Genomic DNA, 16,970 nt, shown 5'->3' with positions numbered 1-16,970 from the left:
AATATTTCACTTGCAGCATAAAAAAAACGAGGTGTTCCATGGCAGAGGAAAAGTTTGCGGTCACGCGCGCGACCTTCGATGAGGTGATTTTACCCGTATTTGCGCCTGCGCAGTTTGTGCCGGTGAAGGGCAAAGGCAGCCGCGTATGGGATCAGCAGGGCCAGGAGTATATTGATTTCTCCGGCGGCATCGCGGTCACCGCGCTGGGCCACTGCCATCCGGCGCTGGTTGAGGCGCTGAAAAAGCAGGGCGAAACGCTGTGGCACACCAGCAACGTTTTTACCAATGAACCCGCGCTGCGCCTTGCCAGCAAACTGATTGCCGCTACCTTTGCCGAGCGTGTGTTCTTTGCCAACTCCGGCGCGGAAGCCAACGAAGCCGCGTTTAAACTGGCGCGCTACTATGCCGCCAAACGGCACTCGCCTTATAAAAGTAAGATTATCGCCTTTCATAACGCTTTCCATGGCCGCACGCTGTTTACCGTTACCGTCGGCGGTCAGCCTAAATACTCTGACGGCTTCGGGCCAAAACCTGCCGATATCGTCCACGTTCCTTTTAACGATCTGGCGGCGGTGAAAGCGGTGATCGACGATCACACCTGCGCTATCGTGGTTGAGCCGATTCAGGGCGAAGGCGGCGTCGTACCGGCTACGCCAGAATTTATGCAGGGGCTGCGCCAGCTCTGTGATGAACATCAGGCGCTGCTGGTGCTGGATGAAGTGCAAAGCGGCATGGGGCGCAGCGGCAAACTGTTCGCTTATGAGCACTACGACGTGAAGCCCGATATTCTGACCTCGGCGAAAGCGCTGGGCGGCGGTTTTCCGGTCAGCGTCATGATGACCACGCAGGAGATTGCCTCCGTGATGTCGCCGGGCGTTCACGGCACCACCTACGGCGGCAACCCGCTGGCCTGCGCCGTGGCGGAAGCCGCGCTGGACATCATTAATACCGAAGAGGTGCTGCTCGGCGTAGAAACGCGTCGCGCGCAGTTTGTCGCTGCACTGGAGGCGCTGGATGCAAAACGCGATCTGTTCAGTGAGATCCGTGGCAAAGGGCTGCTGATTGGCGCGGCGCTTAAACCACAGCATGCCGGAAAAGCGCGCGATATTCTCAATGCCGCCGCCGCCGAAGGCGTGATGATCCTGAATGCCGGCACCGACGTGCTGCGCTTTGCTCCTTCGCTGGTGATCGAACCGGCGGACATTGAAGAAGGCATGGCGCGCTTTGCCAGAGCGCTCGACAACGTACCTGGCTTATCAGGCGCCTTTTCGTAACCGCCGTGACAACCAGCCTCCGTGGTGAGGCCGGTTGGACCACGCCAGCGACGAAATGGTGTGCATCACGCTCAGGTGATCCAGCACGCGCCTGACGTGCCGCTCCAGAATGGTCACCGGGCCGCGGTTAAAATCCTCCGGCGCCTCCAGAATGCTGCTGGCGGAGCTGGGGCCGTCGTATTCCAGCCGCTGCTGGCAGCGCTGAAGGGCGATTTCACAACTCTGAAGATAGCGTTCCGCCAGCGATGCGGTGAGCATGGTATGCTCCCGCGCCAGAATCGTCATGGCGTTGATGTGCTCAACAATAAACTGGCTGTGCGTCACCCACAGCTTCATATCGGACAGATAGCGCGTATTAAACCCCGGCTCCTGCATTGACTGGTTCAGCGAATTGAACAACGCGTTATGCGCCTGATTGACCCGCATACGTTGCCAGGCCAGCTTTGTCGCATCCTCTTCGTTGCCCAGCAGCATTTGCAGCGCGTCCTGAAACGCTTCCAGCGCATCGTGCGCGTTTTGCCTCAGCAGACCGCTCTGCCACTGCGGCCAGAGCCAAATCATGCCGCCAAAAGCAATCAGACAGCCCATTATCGTATCAAGCAGGCGCGGCAGCAGGAAGTCCGCGCCGTTCAGGGACAGCAACTGAAGCGACCAGACGGCGGTGACGGTAAAGCCAATCATCGCCACGCCGTAAAATTTACGGATCACCAGATAGCCGGCCAGGGTAATGGTCAGCATTCCCAACAGAATCAGCGACTCCGGCGCATGCAGACGCAGCGTAATGGCGGCGATGACCAGCCCGGCCAGCGTGCCGAGCGCACGGTGCTGGATGCGCACGCGCGTGGCGCTGTAGCCGTTCTGGCTGACAAACATCACCGTCATCAAAATCCAGTAAGGTTTAGGAAGATCGAAGAACAGGGCCAGAGAACTGGCAAAAGCCAGCATGACCGCGAAACGTGCGGCGGTGCGCAGCGCGGCGGATTTCAGCGAAAGGTAGCTTTTGATCGCCGGCAGCAGCGGCAACCGGCGCTGGCGATCCGCCATCAGGTCGCGTTGATAGAGCGGGCGCTGAGTGCGGAGCACGCGCGCGATGCGGCTGAAGTGCCAGGCGCAAAAATTGCTCACCGGATTGTCCGGGTGCTGGCGTGAGATCTTCTCCAGCGCCTGCAACTGCTTATCCATTGAAAAACGCTCCGGCAGCCGGTGATAAAGAATATCGTCGGCCAGCTGGCGAAGACGCGCGGCGATGGTCTGCGCGTTCCAACGGATCACCGCTTCAGCATGGCTTTGCCCGACCAGTTTCTGCACTTCTTCAGGCTGATGCAGGCTGACCGAAATATGCTCCTGCAAATCCATCGCCACCTGAAAGGCGCGGGTGAGGCGCTTATGGTGATTATCGCGACTGGCGGCCAGCATATGCATTTGCTGATAACAGATGCTGATGAGATCGACCGCCTTTTGTTGCCGCGCCAGCAGCGGCGGCAGCGCATCATCAGGATCGGTTAGTCTGGTCAATAGCGTATATTTCGCCTCGCAATAGGCAGCCAGTTCACGATAAAGCAGGCTGAGCGTTTCGCGCATCGGCTGCTCTTTCCACAGCCAGAACCAGAACCAGTTGAAGACGCCGTACCAGATGGTGCCAAGCACGTAGAGCAGCGGCGGCTGCCACATCGGCATGCGACCGCTGAGGCTGAGGGTAAAGATGGCGGCAATCAGCGAACCGGGCAGCAGCCTGCCGTGCAGCGGGCTGATCTCGCCGGTGACGCCCAGCAGCAGCGCCATCACCAGCAGGATCGCCGGGAGCGGCACCGCCTGCGCGCCGAGGTATTGGATCAGAAAGCTGCTGAAGGCAAACAGGCAACCGCCAATGATCAGGCGTTTGAAGAAGCGCTTATGCGGCGTGTCAAGCCCGGCGATGTTGCAGCAGGCCGGTACGAGGGAGAAGAGCAGCCCGTATTGCAGGCTACCGGCCAGCCATCCTGTTGCCACGGGCAAACAGAGCACCAGCGTCTGACGCAGTGCGTAGTTCACTTCAGGATGGTAAATCAGTCTGCGCCACATTTCGCTGTACCCAATAAAAAGGCGCGGCATGGATGCCGCGCCAGAGTAGCAAAGCCGGTTAGCGCGTGCCGTAAACGACGATAGTTTTTCCGTGTGCGGAGATCAGATTCTGATCTTCCAGCATCTTGAGAATGCGGCCAACGGTTTCGCGGGAGCAGCCAACGATCTGACCAATCTCCTGACGGGTGATTTTGATTTGCATGCCGTCCGGGTGAGTCATCGCGTCCGGCTGCTTCGCCAGGTTGAGCAGCGTTTGGGCAATGCGGCCCGTCACGTCAAGAAACGCTAAATTACCCACTTTCTCGGAGGTGACCTGAAGACGACGCGCCATTTGGGAAGAGAGACGCATCAGGATGTCAGGATTCACCTGAATAAGCTGACGGAATTTCTTATAGGAAATTTCAGCCACTTCACACGCGGTCTTCGCACGAACCCATGCGCTACGCTCCTGGCCCTCTTCAAACAGGCCAAGCTCTCCAATAAAATCGCCCTGATTGAGGTAAGAGAGGATCATCTCTTTGCCTTCTTCATCCTTGATCAGCACGGCGACCGCACCTTTGACGATGTAGTAAAGCGTTTCTGCTTTTTCACCCTGGTGAATCAGCGTGCTTTTTGATGGATATTTATGAATATGGCAATGTGACAGGAACCATTCAAGAGTCGGGTCTGTTTGCGGTTTGCCGAGAACCATTCGCTGTTATCCTCTGTTGTCATCATACCTGAATGCAGGCGCTGATTTGTCTGCCAGGCGTTGAAATAGTAAAGCGTTTCCCATCGGGATATTTGTCCAGGCCCGCAGGGTTCATTATATCGTCCCGTTTCGTCACGCTTGTAGAGTACTGACGAGAGTGTTTCAGCTTTGTTTTTAACACAGCTTTAAACGAGTGTCTTCTGTTGTCTCGCTTCAGCATAGCGGGAAACAGGACGCATTGCCGTTTTTGTTATCAGCGCGTAATCTGATGTGAATTGAATGAATTAAAGGAGTCGGTTATGCAAGCGCGCGTCAAATGGGTGGAAGGTCTGACTTTTTTGGGAGAATCCTCATCCGGGCATCAGCTGTTAATGGACGGAAACGCAGGCGATAAAGCGCCAGGCCCGATGGAAATGGTGTTGATGGCCGCGGGCGGTTGCAGCGCGATCGACGTGGTTTCCATTCTGCAAAAAGGCCGGCACGACGTCGTTGATTGCGAAGTCAAACTCACCTCAACGCGGCGCGAAGAGGCACCGCGACTGTTTACCCATATCAACCTGCACTTTATCGTTAGCGGTAACGCGTTGAGTGATAAAGCCGTTGCTCGCGCCGTTGAACTTTCCGCCGAAAAATATTGTTCCGTGGCGCTGATGTTGGGGAAAGGCGTTGAAATTACCCACAGTTTTGAAGTGAATACGCTATAAACCTTAATGCTCCGGTTAACGGGGCTTTATTCAATTTTTTTTCCTTCAATAAGGCGTTTGACCAGCGGCCCCATAATCAGCTCCATCGCCAGCCCCATTTTTCCGCCCGGCACCACCAGCGTATTAATATGCGAGATGAATGATCCCTGAAGCATCGACAATAAATAAGGGAAGTCGATATCGTCCAGCGCCTGAAAATGGATCACCACAAAGCTTTCATCCAGCGAAGGAATACCGCGCGCGGCAAAGGGATTAGACGTATCTACCGTCGGTACGCGCTGGAAGTTAATATGGGTGCGCGAAAACTGCGGCGTAATAAAGTTGATGTAATCTTCCATTGAACGCACCACCGAATCCATCACCGCTTCGCGTGAATGACCGCGCTCGCCGGTATCGCGCACCAGTTTCTGAATCCACTCCAGATTGACAATCGGTACCACGCCCACCAGCAGATCGACATTTTGCGCCACGTTATGCTGCGATGTCACCACGCCGCCGTGAAGTCCTTCATAAAACAGCACGTCGGTAGGTTCCGGCAGCGGCTGCCAGGGCGTGAAGGTGCCGGGAACCTGATTCCACGGCACGGCTTCGTCGTAGGTATGCAGATATTTGCGCGACTGGCCGGTGCCGCTGCGGCCATACTCGCTGAAGGTCTGCTCCAGCAGCAGAAAGTCGTTGGCGTCGGGGCCGAAGTAGCTGATATGTCGGCCCAGGTCGCGTGCTTTACGGATCGCCATATCCATTTCGGGCCGGGTAAAACGATGGAAGCTGTCGCCCTCGACTTCTGCCGCACGCAGATTTAACTGCTGAAAGATTTTGCGAAAGGCCAGGCTGGTGGTGGTGGTGCCCGCTCCGCTGGAGCCGGTAACGGCGATCACAGGATGTTTAGCTGACATGGCGAACGACTCCCTGAAAAAATTTTCAATGCGGCATTGTTATCACGATCCGCCGGTAGGTGTCACGCGGGCCGCTGACAGCGGCGGCTGCATTTGCCGCTATTCGCTGAATTTGCCGCGCGGCATAATGTTAATGGTTTCATGGAGTTCTGACCACACCAGCACCGCTTCGCCGCTGGCGAGCTGACGTCGAACGTCCTCCACCTTCTGCGCCAGCGAACGCTCCTGCTCGCCGTAGTCGGTGCCTTCTCGCAGCACGAATGATTCAATCAGATTTTCAAGGGTTTCCGCGGAAACGTCTTGCCAGGGAATAATCATTTCATTTGTCCAGCCAGGTTGAAAGCCACTGCGGCACGCGCTGCTCCAGCCACATTTGCGGCTTTAAGAGCGTGCCGCCTACAAATCCTACATGTCCGCCGTGCCGGGTGAGCTGATACTCCACCGTAGCGGGCAGCATCGCCGGCGGCGGGATCACCGCGGCGGTCATAAAGGGATCGTCCGCCGCGTGAATAATCAACAGCGGTTTCGCCACGCCGGGCAGCAGCGGCAGGGCGCTACAGCGTTGATAGTAGTCGGACGCATCACGAAAACCGTGGGCGCGTGCCGTAATCGCATCGTCGAATTCCCGCAGTTTTTTCATCGCTTTAAGCGCCGGTAAATCCACCGGCAGCGTACCCGGCCAGGCGTGAAGCTTGCGGGCGGCGTTTTGCTTTAGCAAGCCTAACAGATAACGCTGATAGACGCGCGAAAAGCCCTGCTCAAGCTTAACGCTACAGGGTTCCAGCATCAGCGGCGCCGAAATCACCACGCCGGCGTCAAGTAAACACCTCTCCTGCTGCTGGCCCATCAGAAAGGCGAGCATATTACCGCCCAGCGAGACGCCGACGGCCGCAGTGGGAACGTGGCCCCACTCGTCGCGCAGCCACTGAAGCAGGTAGCTGGCGTCTTCGGTTTCGCCTGAATGGTAGATCCGCGCCAGCCGGTTGGGTTCGCCGCTACAGCCGCGAAAGTGCATTACCACGCCCAGCCAACCGCGTGCCTGAAACGCCTGTAGCAATCCGTGGGCATAAGGGCTGTGGACGCTACCCTCCAGCCCGTGAAACAGCACCACGCGCGGCTTATGGCGCGCCTGCGCCGGATCTTCGCTCCAGGCCAGATCGACAAAATCACTGTCCGGCAGCGTCAGCCGCTGCCAGTGAGGCATGAGCGAGATCCGACGGCGCACCAGACGCGGCAACATCGTTTGCAGATGGGGATTGCTCAGGCCCGGCAGAGGACGGAAGGCGTCATCATTTACGTTGTTAAAATTCATCTTCAAAAGGCTTGTAGGATCCCCGTCACATTGCTAGCTTCGTCAGGTTCATTTCAGATTTGCGGTGAGGAGCACCCGTTTCATATGGAACTGAGTCTTTTTTTGTCTATGCTGGGCTTTCTGTGGGTAGCCGCGATTACACCCGGCCCTAATAATATGCTACTCACCGCCTCCGGCGCGAATTTTGGTTTTCTTCGCTCGCTGTGGCTGTTGTTTGGCATCATGCTGGGCATGCAGTTGATACTGCTGATGGTGGCCTTCGGTATTGGCGGTCTGATTTTACTTTATCCCTCGCTCCATCTGGCGTTAAAAATTGCCGGTAGCCTCTATCTGCTGTGGCTTGCGTGGAAAATTGCCACGGCGGCCTACGAGAAACTGGAGACGCCCACTGCGCCGCCCGCGCCGATGCCGTTCTGGCAGGGTGGAATGCTTCAACTTATCAATCCCAAAGCCTGGCTGATGACGCTGGGCGCTGTCGCCGCCTTCAGCCTGAGCGGTGACGCCTGGCGCGGCTCGGTGATGGCAATAAGCGTTGGTGTGGCGCTGGTGAACCTGGTGTCGGGCGTGATCTGGCTCGGCTTTGGCTCGCTGATTGGCCGTATTTTGCGCAGCCGCCGGGCATGGAAAATTTTCAACGTCTCGATGGGCCTGCTTACTGCGGCCTGCGTGCTGCTGATCTGGCATTAATTCCGCATTTACTGATAAAAAAACTGACGCGCGGATTGTTAAGTCATGCGCGTCAGCGTGCAAGGGCCCTCCGTCAGGGAGCCTCTTCATCAGGCAAATGAACGATAACCTGATGTTCCAGGTTATCTTTACTCAAGGGTATTGCTTCATTTTCGCACAGCACACCGTCCAGCCACAGTTGACCGACGCCGCTCGTGCGGGTCACGTTGATATGATAAGTGCCGTTTCCTTCCCGATAAATCACCGTGACCGCAGGCCAGTCAGCGGGCAGCCGTGGCCGGACAGACAGATATTCCCCGTGCCGCGTTATACCCAGTAAATGCTCAATCACTAACTGCCAGGTCCAGCCAGCAGAACCGGTGTACCAGGTCCATCCTCCGCGTCCGACGTGGCCTTCTGCCGCGTAAACATCGGCAGCCATAACGTATGGCTCAACTTTATACGTTCTGGTACCGGCAGCCGTCAGGCTATGATTGATCGGATTGATCAACGACAGAAGCGACCAGGCGCGGTCGGTCTGCCCCCTTTCTGCAAAGGCCATGATTGCCCATAGCGCGCCGTGCGTGTATTGCCCGCCGTTTTCCCGGATTCCCGGCAGATAGCCGCGAATGTAGCCCGGATTTGGGCCGGCGCCGTCGAAAGGCGGTGTGAGCAGCTTGATCAGGCCATTATCGCTATCGACCAGCTGCTGATAGAGCGCATTTAAGGCCGACTCACATTTGTCCGGGTCGCCCGCGCCGGACAGCACCGCCCAGCTTTGCGCAATGGCGTCTATCCTGCACTCAGCATTCGCATGTGAACCGAGCGTTTCGCCGCTGTCATAAAAACCACGCAGAAACCATTCGCCATCCCAGGCTTTCTGATTCAGCGCAATTTTCAGGTTTTCAGCGTGCTGCTGACACAGCGTGGCCGTCTCCCCGTCTTCCCGTTCAACAGCCAGCGCGGCAAAACGCGTCAGGACGGTATAGAGGAAAAAGCCGAGCCAGACGCTTTCCCCTTTACCGGCAATACCGACGGTGCTCATGCCGTCATTCCAGTCACCAGAACCCATCAGCGGCAGACCATGCTCGCCATACCTCAACCCATGTTTGATGGCGCGTACGGCGTGTTGCCACAGCGTTTCCTGGGTCTGGCTGATATGCGGCTGTTCATACACGGACTCTTCGTCGGCGCCGGGCAGGCGGGCTTCAAGGTAAGGTACGGATTGCGACAGCACCGCGCCATCCCCCGTTGCGGTAACGTAACGACAGAGCGCATAAGGCAGCCACAGATAGTCGTCCGAGCAGCGTGTCCTCACGCCGCGTCCGCTCGGTGGATGCCACCAGTGCTGCACATCCCCCTCAATAAACTGGCGTGAAGCGCACAGAAGCAGCTGATCGCGCAGCCGTTCCGGCGCGGCATGCACCAGCGCCAGCGTATCCTGTAGCTGATCGCGAAAACCAAATGCGCCGCCGGACTGATAGTAGCCGCTGCGCGCCAGCAGGCGGCTGGCAAGGGTTTGATACAGCAGCCAGCCGTTTGCCAGCAGATCAACCGCCGGATCGGGCGTCTGGACTCGGACTCTGTTCAGGACATCACGCCAGGAGTGCCTGACGTTTTCGAGCTCGCTCTCGGCCCGTTCCGCCGAGAGAAAGCGCTCCATCAGCGCAAGGGATGACGCTTCATCCTCACCCACGCCGAGGGCAAACACGAGAGTGCAACTGTCGCCGTCGATCAGCGTGGTGAGCGTTTGCAGCGCAGCGCAGGGATCAAGACCGCCGCCGGTAGTGCCGGATAAGCCACGCGTACTCATCATGGCAGGGCGATGCGCCGTGCCGTTGCGGCCCAGGCACTCAAGCCGGTTGCCGCTGTAAGCGACCTGGTTTCCCGTCACCGCGAAAAAGGCGGTTCGCGTGGAACCTGCGCCGCTATAAAAGTTTTGGGCGAGAACGGCGCTGCCTGTTGCGAGAAGGGCTGAAGACGTTACCACATGCCTGGCGGACTGGCTCGCCAGCTCACCCAGCACCCACTCAACGTAGCCGGTAACAGATAAATGCCGGGTTCTGCCTGACCGATTGCTCAGGGTTAACAGTGAAAGCTTGACCGGCGCATCCTGCGCGACAAAAACCGTTAACGTGCTGCTGATGCCGTGCTCCTGATGTTCAAAACAGCTGTAGCCAAAGCCGTGCCGGGTCAGATAGTCGCCTTCGCCGCGCAGCGGCAGCGGCATGGGCGACCAGGCAACGCCGCTGGTTTCATCACGCAGATAGAGCGCTTCCCCGGAGGTATCGCTGACCGGATCGTTTTGCCACGGCGTCAGGCGGTATTCATGTGCATTTTCATACCAGCTATAGGCCTGGCCGCTTTCGGAAATCACCGTGCCGAACTGGCTGTTAGCCAGTACGTTGCTCCAGGGCGCGGGCGTCTGATGTCCTTCCGGCAACAGAATATGATACTCGCTGCCGTCTTCGCTAAAACCGCCCGTCCCGTTAAAAAAGCGTAATGCATCTGCCGCCGGCAGGGTTACCGGCGGTTTCAGTTTTTCGCTGACCGGCAGAAACTGCGCGGCAGGGAAGAGACGCGCGGGTTTTAACACCACGCTGAGCTGATCGAGCAAACTGCCGTTTTGCCCTTCGAGCACGACAACAGCAACGCTCAACAACAGCTGCAAATCGTCCGGCGAAAAATTCTCGCTTTTGCGAATAAATATGCCGCCTGGTTTATCCGCCTGTAGCCGTTCTTCACCAGACGCAATCAGCCCGAGTATCTGATTATGCAGAGACTGCTGGTATCCGCCCTGATCGCCGTTCATGATCACCAGATCAACCGTGAGCCCTTTTTGCCGCCAGTACTGATGCGCCTGAATCAGGCTGGTGACCAACTCAAGCTGACTGTTATTGTTTATTCGCACCAGAACAATGGGCAGGTCGCCCGACAGCGAATGGCGCCACAACGCGTCCTGACCGAGGCGATTGTGCAGCAGGTTTTTCATTTCACCCCGCATCTCAGGGCAGGGAAACAGCACGGCACTGGCCAGCCGGTTAAACAAACTGGCATCTTCGGCCTCAATATTAAGCTGGCGAAGCGCAACCTGGCTGTATGACCACGCCAGTTCAAATACCCGATCGGCGCTGATGTGATTACGGTATTTTTCAATCAGCGCCACGCTGGTTTCTCGCTGCATCGTCACGCCATAGAGCATATCGATCGTCACGGATCCGCCGGGCTTCAGGTGCACCGACTGTCGGATGGACAACACGGGATCCAGCACTGAGCCGGCACAACCGGTCAACTCGCCTTCCGGCGTCAGCGCCTGGGGGTTGGCGGGCGTGTTGCCGCGACCAAGAAACTGCGCACGATCGGTCTCGTACGTCGTTTCACGCTCGACCGCGCCATGAATGGCCATTGCATGAAACATCCACGGGATTTCTTCCTTTTCTTCTCGCGGACGACGGTGGGCCAGAATCGCTTCAAGATCGGAGACAATTTCGGTCTGCACAAATAATTTACTGAACGCGGTATGGGCCATATCGCTGGAGGCCGGCGCCAGCACCACTTCCGCATAGCTGGTGATATCGAACTGACGTGACTGACGCGAGCGATTGGTAACGGTAATACGGCGGATTTCAACATCATCTTCCGGCGACACCACGATATGAGTGTGCGTGCTGAGCACGCCATCGTGCGCATCAAATTCTATTCCGGCATCATTAAAGCGCGCCTTGTAGTACGGACGTGTGCGACATAGGGGTTGAAAACTGTGGCTTATCACTTCGCCGGAGTGACGATCGCGTATATAGCAGAACGTGCCATGATTATTGCTGGTGCCATCTGCCCGCCAGCGCGTGAGGGCCAATCCTTTCCACTGGCTGTATCCGGCACCCGACTGCGTGATCATCAGATGGTAGTTCGCATTTGATAACAGCTGTAGCTGTGGCAGACGGGCATCTGCGCCGTTCAGCTCGCGCTGATCCGGCGTGCTGTGCTGCTGCTTGTTGTCAGTGGCATCCGCAAACTGACGACGCGGCGTATACAGTTCAATATCATCGGGCAGCCTTTCCTGTAGCAGCAGACGTGAAGACTGAAACAGTGCGCTGGACATAAAACGCTCAACCATAGGCGCGTTCAGTAGCAGATGCGCAATAGCCAGAAATCCCATGCCCTGATGGTGCGCCATATAAGACCTGACCGGGACAAATTGCTGACCTTGCGCCAGACGACGCGCGGTAAAATCAAGCGCTTCGAAGAATCCGTACTCTCCTTTTGCGCCCATTTTTTTCAGTCTGATCAGGTTTTCTATCGCCGGGTGCGGCAGCACCATTAACGCCAGAAGCGTTGCGTAAGGGGCGATCACCTGATCGTTGTTCAGATCGCGTTTAAGACCTAATTCCGGTGTGCCAAACGCTTTGTACTGATAGTTGTGCGCGGCATCGAAGGAAGCATAGCCCGATTCAGACACGCCCCAGGGCGTCTTCGCGGCATTACCCGATGCAATTTGCTGTTCCACCGCCGATAGCGCCATTTTTTCCAGTAGCGTATCGGGATAGACCGGCATCACCAGGTTCGGCATCAGATATTCAAACATGGAGCCGCTCCAGGACATCACGGCGGGGCGGTTATCCAGTTGGGTAAATAAACGGCCCAGTACAAACCAGCTTTTTGCCGGAAGCTGATTGGTTGAAATGGCGAAGTAGTGCGTCAGGCGAACTTCTGATGGAAAGAGATCGTATTTGCCGCTGTCCAGCAGCCCGCTATCGACGTTATACCCTACGCTGAGCAGCGCGGTTTCCGGATGGTACAAAAAGCGAAAATCCATCTTCGCGTGGTCATGAAGCCGACCGTCCAGTTCAAGCAGCGTCGCCATCCGCTCGCGCGCGGCCCATATTATCGGGCCGGTTTGCTGCGCGCTAAGGTCGGGGCGATGGTGGCCTAACCCGGCGAGCCACAACAGCGACGGCAGGTCATTCGGCAGGCTGTCCTGCGGCGTCAGCCAGTTGAAAAACAGCTTCCACTCCTGCTGAAAATCGACGAGCTGCCGGATGAACAGGCCAAGCCAGTTTACGCGTGGCCGGGCGCCCTGCGCCTGTTCTTCACATGCCCTGCTCAGGTCGATCAACGCCTTCAGTTCTGGTAATAACGCACCCGGTTTCGTCCGCTGTAACAGGGCCAACTGCTGGCCTGTTTTTTTCAGCGCGTCGCTTTGCGCCGTCCCTGCCTGCTCTTTTGCCAGTAAAAAGGTGTCGTTCAGGCCCGCCATGATGCGCGGCAGTGAGAGCACCGGTTGCTGCTTCCACTGCGCCAGCCCCGTCTGTAACGTTACCAGGTGCGCGGCCATATTGCCGCTGTCGACGCTGGAAACATAACGCGGGTTCAGAGGTTGCAGGGTGCGTGTGTCGTACCAGTTATAAAGGTGGCCGCGGAAGTGCGCCATGCGATCGAGGCTGTCGAGCGTGGCAAGCGTGCGCGTTATCACCTGTTTTTGCGTCAGATAACCAAAATCCCAGGCCGTTAAGTTAGCGAGCAACGATAGCCCGATATTGGTCGGGGAGGTACGGTGCGCCACCAGCGGCTGCGGGATCTCCTGCAAATTATCGGGCGGTAAATGGTTATCCTCTTCGCCCACGAACGCGTCGAACCACGCCCAGGTTTCACGGGCGATCTGGCGTAAGAAATGGTGCTGAACCGCTGACAGGTCGGCAGGACGGGAACGGGCAGGTTGGCTCAGGCGGCACATCAAGGCAGGCGCAACCATCCACAAAATCGCCAGTGCCAGCACCAGAGGGATCAGCGGCGGCATCAGCAGACTGGTCACGGCCAGCAGCACAACACCGGTCAGCGGATTAGCCCACATAACCTGATAAAAATGGCGCGCAGACAGCCCTGCTGTGGGTTTTTCCACCGCTGCGCTTTGCCATTCGTGCAGGTAACGGTGGCTGACGTTCAGCCGCCACAGGGTGATAGCAATGGCTTTCAGGGACCAGTAACTTTCATGCGGCAGCACCGCCAACGCAATCCCCGCCCGACACAGGCGGGTAAAGGCATCCGCGATCAGCATGCGCATATGCTGTTGCCAGGCGCGCTGCTTACTCTTTTTCGCCACATCCAGCGCCAGCGCCAGCAGCACCGGAAACAGGATGAACAGCATAATGCAGCCAACCCAGAAGGCGGGGTTCGGGGTAAGGGTGCAGGTCAGAAAAATCAGGACCAGCAACGCTGGCGCAACCAGACTGCGGCGCAGGTTATCCAGCAGTTTCCAGCGTGACAGCGCGCTGAGCGGATTGTCCTGACGGCTGCCATCGGCCAGGCGAACACGCAGTCGCAGCCAGTTGAGCAACTGCCAGTCACCGCGCACCCAGCGGAAGCGCCGGGCGACATCACTCAAATAGTTGTCAGGGTATTGCTCATACATCACCACATTGCTGACCACACCCGAGCGTGCGTAACACCCTTCGAGCAGATCGTGGCTGAGGACAAGGTTTTCCGGGCAGGTATTGTGGGTCGCACGGGTGAACGCAGCGACGTCATAAATCCCTTTGCCGACGAAAGAGCCTTCGCCAAACAGATCCTGATAAATATCCGAAGACATGGATGAGTAGGCATCGTTACCCGGCACGCCGCTGGACAGGCGGGCGTACATTCCCTGACCGTGCTGTGGGATCTCTTCCGCCAGTCGCGGCTGGAGGATGGCATAGCCTTCGACCACGCGGTTCAGGCGTTCGTCGAAGACCGGCGCGTTAAGCGGATGCGCCATAATACCGATGAGTTTATGCGCCGTTTCGCGCGGCAGGATGGTGTCGCTGTCCAGAGTGATCACATATTTCACGCCGCGTAACTGCGCCTGACTTGCGCCGGCGGTGACGCTGAAAATGCCATCTTCATTATTCAGCAACCAGCGATTCAGGGCATGGATTTTGCCTCGCTTGCGCTCATACCCCATCCAGACGCCCTGGGCGGCGTTCAGTACGCGGTCACGGTGAAGCAGAGAAAACAGCGGTGTCTCGTGCGACTCTCTGGCATAACGTCGGTTGAGATCTTCGGTTTTCAGTACTGCATAACGAATGAATTCAGCATCATCATTGTGATGTTGCTCAACGCTGTCAGTGAAATCAGTCAGCAAAGCGAAAGTGATATTGGGTAGCGCATTGCCCAGGTAGCAAATTTCCAGTGAGCGAAGCAGCGTATCAATCCCCCTGATGCTGCTGAGCAAACAGGGGATCACCACCAGCGTACGATCCTCGTCGGGAATGGCGCTGGCAAAATCCAGTCGGGGGAGCGGGGTGGGATATCGGCTGCGCGTGGTCACTTCGCTAAGCAGCTGTAGGGCTAACTGGCTGCCGAGAATCACCACCGGCAACAGCAAAAGCCACAACAGGAACGTCATGCCCGCCTGATGCGTCACCACCAGCGTTTCGGCGCTGAAGGCGGTAGTCAGCAGCACCAGGCTGCCCAGCCAGGAGAGCAACGGCGTCTGGGTGAGGCGATGACGGAAGCGAGTGAGTAACGCGTCTCTGGCCTCAAGCCGTTGCTCCAGTTGCGTACGGCCTTTATCAAGCAGGAAATAGCCAATATGGCGCTGGCGTAACGGCAGATCCGGCTGACTGGCCAGCGCCAGCGCCGCCTTTGCCACAGCCAGTTCGTCATAGCGGCTGTGACGCGCCAGCCGTTCAATCACATGCCGGTAGTCGTCACGGCTGTCAAAATGCATTTGCGGGTAGACCGCCGCAGGATCCTGTAACAATACCTGTTCGACCAGACTGAGTGACTCAACAAACTTCTGCCAGTCAATTTCGCCCAGCTGACGCAGGCCGGTGATGCTGTTGCTGACTGAAAGCTGGTTGAGCGCCAGTTGGCGGTTGAACCGATCGATGATCGCGGCGCTGCTTTGCCCGCCACGTTGTAAATACTGTTCCACCCAGGTTAATACCAGCGTATTTTCCTGACCGCTGAGCCGGCGCGCCAGCTCGGCAATGAAGGCGCCCGAAAGCTGTGGATTTTGCCGCGCCATATCAGCAATCACCAGAATGACGTTAGAGGCATCATCGGTAGCGGTGGCGACAATCTTATTGATCCACTCCTCTGCTTTGCGTCTTTCCTGATGAATGACGGCGACGTCTTTGGCAATACGCGCCAGATTATTAATTAATGCGAACCGCAACATGCCGGGGAGCGCCCACAGTTCTCCCAGCAACAGCGGCGACACGCGCTGGTAGGAGCGGACAAAACTGTGCAAAACGTTATTTTCAAGTCGGCCATCGCTGTGGGTGATCATTTCATCACCGATTGCCTGAATGCGCAGGTAATGAACGGGTTCCGCCAGCATGGGCAGGCCCTGACCAAATTTAGCGGGCAACATATGACGCACGAGGCGGATCTGTTCTTCGATAATATAGAAATTATCAAGCAGCCAAACGCCCGCTGGCGTCAGGCTGCGTTTTTTCCCTTCACTCAATATTTCAGCACTTTGCGCCAGCGACATCTCATTTTCTGCCAGCTGCTGTAACAGGCGGTAAGACCATTTCCCGGTCGAAAGCGTATGGGTCTTCGCTAATTTCCCCCCATATTTTTCCATTTGTTTTTCAGAAAAAATGTCCGGCCGGTACGCCTGAGGCGAACCTGTTTCAGGCAATAACGATGAGGTATTTTCCAACGTTGATGGCGGCACATCACTATCCCGACTCAACCACGCAGTTAATTTTATTTTCACAGTAACGTCCTTACGCGATTGCTGAGAGGCAAGCGGTAATCAGGATGAATAAACAGAAGAAAAAAAGGTGGGAAAGTAATGCTTCAGAAAAAAAGGCAAAGTGTGAGGTAAGTATAGCCTTCAAATGAATTTTACGTCGGGTTCACAAGGAAATAAAAAAGGCTGCCTAACAGACGTTCGTAACATAGCACGATCGCAAAAATAACTTCAGGTTTAATGCAGAACCAGCACGATAAGTATGTCGTTGATCTCGTCGGGGAGGTGATTTCTTGTTTTCAGGCAGTGCCGGTGTTGTTTGTTAATTTCCGCCATAAAGAGGAGATGAAATGATGCCTCTTTTCGCAGGGAAAATATTGGCAGAAATAAGGTTAATGAATTCCTCAGTTAATAAATAACGTGCATTTCCTTTTAAAAATAATTTGGCAGCAGGGTTGGAGGAGTTTAATTATCCGGGCGAACAGAGTAATGCCTTCACCGGCACTATGTAGATAATAATCATCACTATTAACGCGAATTATGTCGGGCAACAATCACGTGGAATAGTAAATGGCGTCGGGTTGAACGTGCCAATCCCTGTTATCAGCTATCGATTACTGATTTTCTTCTAAGCAAATATTGTTATAACAGATAATTTTTAATTACTTTATCGCGATGATCACTCT

General features: G+C 56.3%; 9 protein-coding genes. 3 read left to right on the top strand and 6 right to left on the bottom strand.

The window, feature by feature from the left end; all coding sequences use genetic code 11:
* Positions 1–38: 38 nt before the first annotated feature.
* Entirely contained in the window at positions 39–1,274 is a 1,236-nt protein-coding gene (locus tag FA91_RS16905; RefSeq protein ID WP_034917557.1) for an aspartate aminotransferase family protein, read from the top strand.
* On the opposite strand, the gene FA91_RS16900 is transcribed toward FA91_RS16905, so the two are convergent.
* On the bottom strand, positions 1,257–3,335 hold the full coding sequence (locus tag FA91_RS16900) for a YccS/YhfK family putative transporter (RefSeq protein WP_034919469.1): 2,079 nt from the start codon (positions 3,333–3,335) through the stop codon (positions 1,257–1,259). The genes FA91_RS16905 and FA91_RS16900 overlap by 18 nt on opposite strands.
* A 58-nt stretch (positions 3,336–3,393) precedes the next feature.
* Entirely contained in the window at positions 3,394–4,026 is a 633-nt protein-coding gene (gene crp / locus FA91_RS16895) for a cAMP-activated global transcriptional regulator CRP (RefSeq protein WP_017803012.1), read from the bottom strand.
* A 299-nt stretch (positions 4,027–4,325) separates the two neighbouring features.
* Between crp and FA91_RS16890 the strand changes: the two genes are divergently transcribed.
* Complete coding sequence (locus FA91_RS16890) at positions 4,326–4,730, top strand: OsmC family protein (protein WP_034917553.1); 405 nt, start codon at positions 4,326–4,328, stop codon at positions 4,728–4,730.
* A 26-nt stretch (positions 4,731–4,756) separates the two neighbouring features.
* Here FA91_RS16890 and FA91_RS16885 read toward each other — a convergent pair whose 3' ends face one another.
* From FA91_RS16885 to FA91_RS16875, 3 genes are all read right to left on the bottom strand, one after another.
* Positions 4,757–5,626, bottom strand: a complete 870-nt coding sequence (locus tag FA91_RS16885; protein WP_034917552.1) for a phosphoribulokinase — start codon at positions 5,624–5,626, stop codon at positions 4,757–4,759.
* A 99-nt stretch (positions 5,627–5,725) separates the two neighbouring features.
* Positions 5,726–5,944 (bottom strand): YheU family protein, encoded by a 219-nt coding sequence (locus tag FA91_RS16880; RefSeq protein WP_034917550.1) that lies wholly within the window; start codon positions 5,942–5,944, stop codon positions 5,726–5,728.
* 1 nt (position 5,945) lies between these two features.
* Complete coding sequence (locus tag FA91_RS16875; RefSeq protein ID WP_034917547.1) at positions 5,946–6,938, bottom strand: hydrolase; 993 nt, start codon at positions 6,936–6,938, stop codon at positions 5,946–5,948.
* A gap of 84 nt (positions 6,939–7,022) precedes the next feature.
* On the opposite strand from FA91_RS16875, the gene FA91_RS16870 reads away from it, so the two are divergent.
* Positions 7,023–7,625 carry a LysE family translocator gene (locus FA91_RS16870; RefSeq protein WP_034917545.1) on the top strand — a complete coding sequence of 201 codons (603 nt, stop codon included), beginning with the start codon at positions 7,023–7,025 and terminating at the stop codon, positions 7,623–7,625.
* 73 nt (positions 7,626–7,698) lie between these two features.
* Here the strand turns inward: FA91_RS16870 and FA91_RS16865 are convergent, their stop codons facing one another.
* Entirely contained in the window at positions 7,699–16,308 is an 8,610-nt protein-coding gene (locus tag FA91_RS16865) for a glucoamylase family protein (protein WP_034917543.1), read from the bottom strand.
* Between the last annotated feature and the right edge of the window lie 662 nt (positions 16,309–16,970).

It is taken from the genome of Erwinia sp. 9145 (assembly GCF_000745075.1).
GTDB classification, from domain to species: domain Bacteria; phylum Pseudomonadota; class Gammaproteobacteria; order Enterobacterales; family Enterobacteriaceae; genus Erwinia; species Erwinia oleae.
Note: the sequence above shows the minus strand (reverse complement) of the source record. Positions and strands in the feature narration are given on the sequence as shown.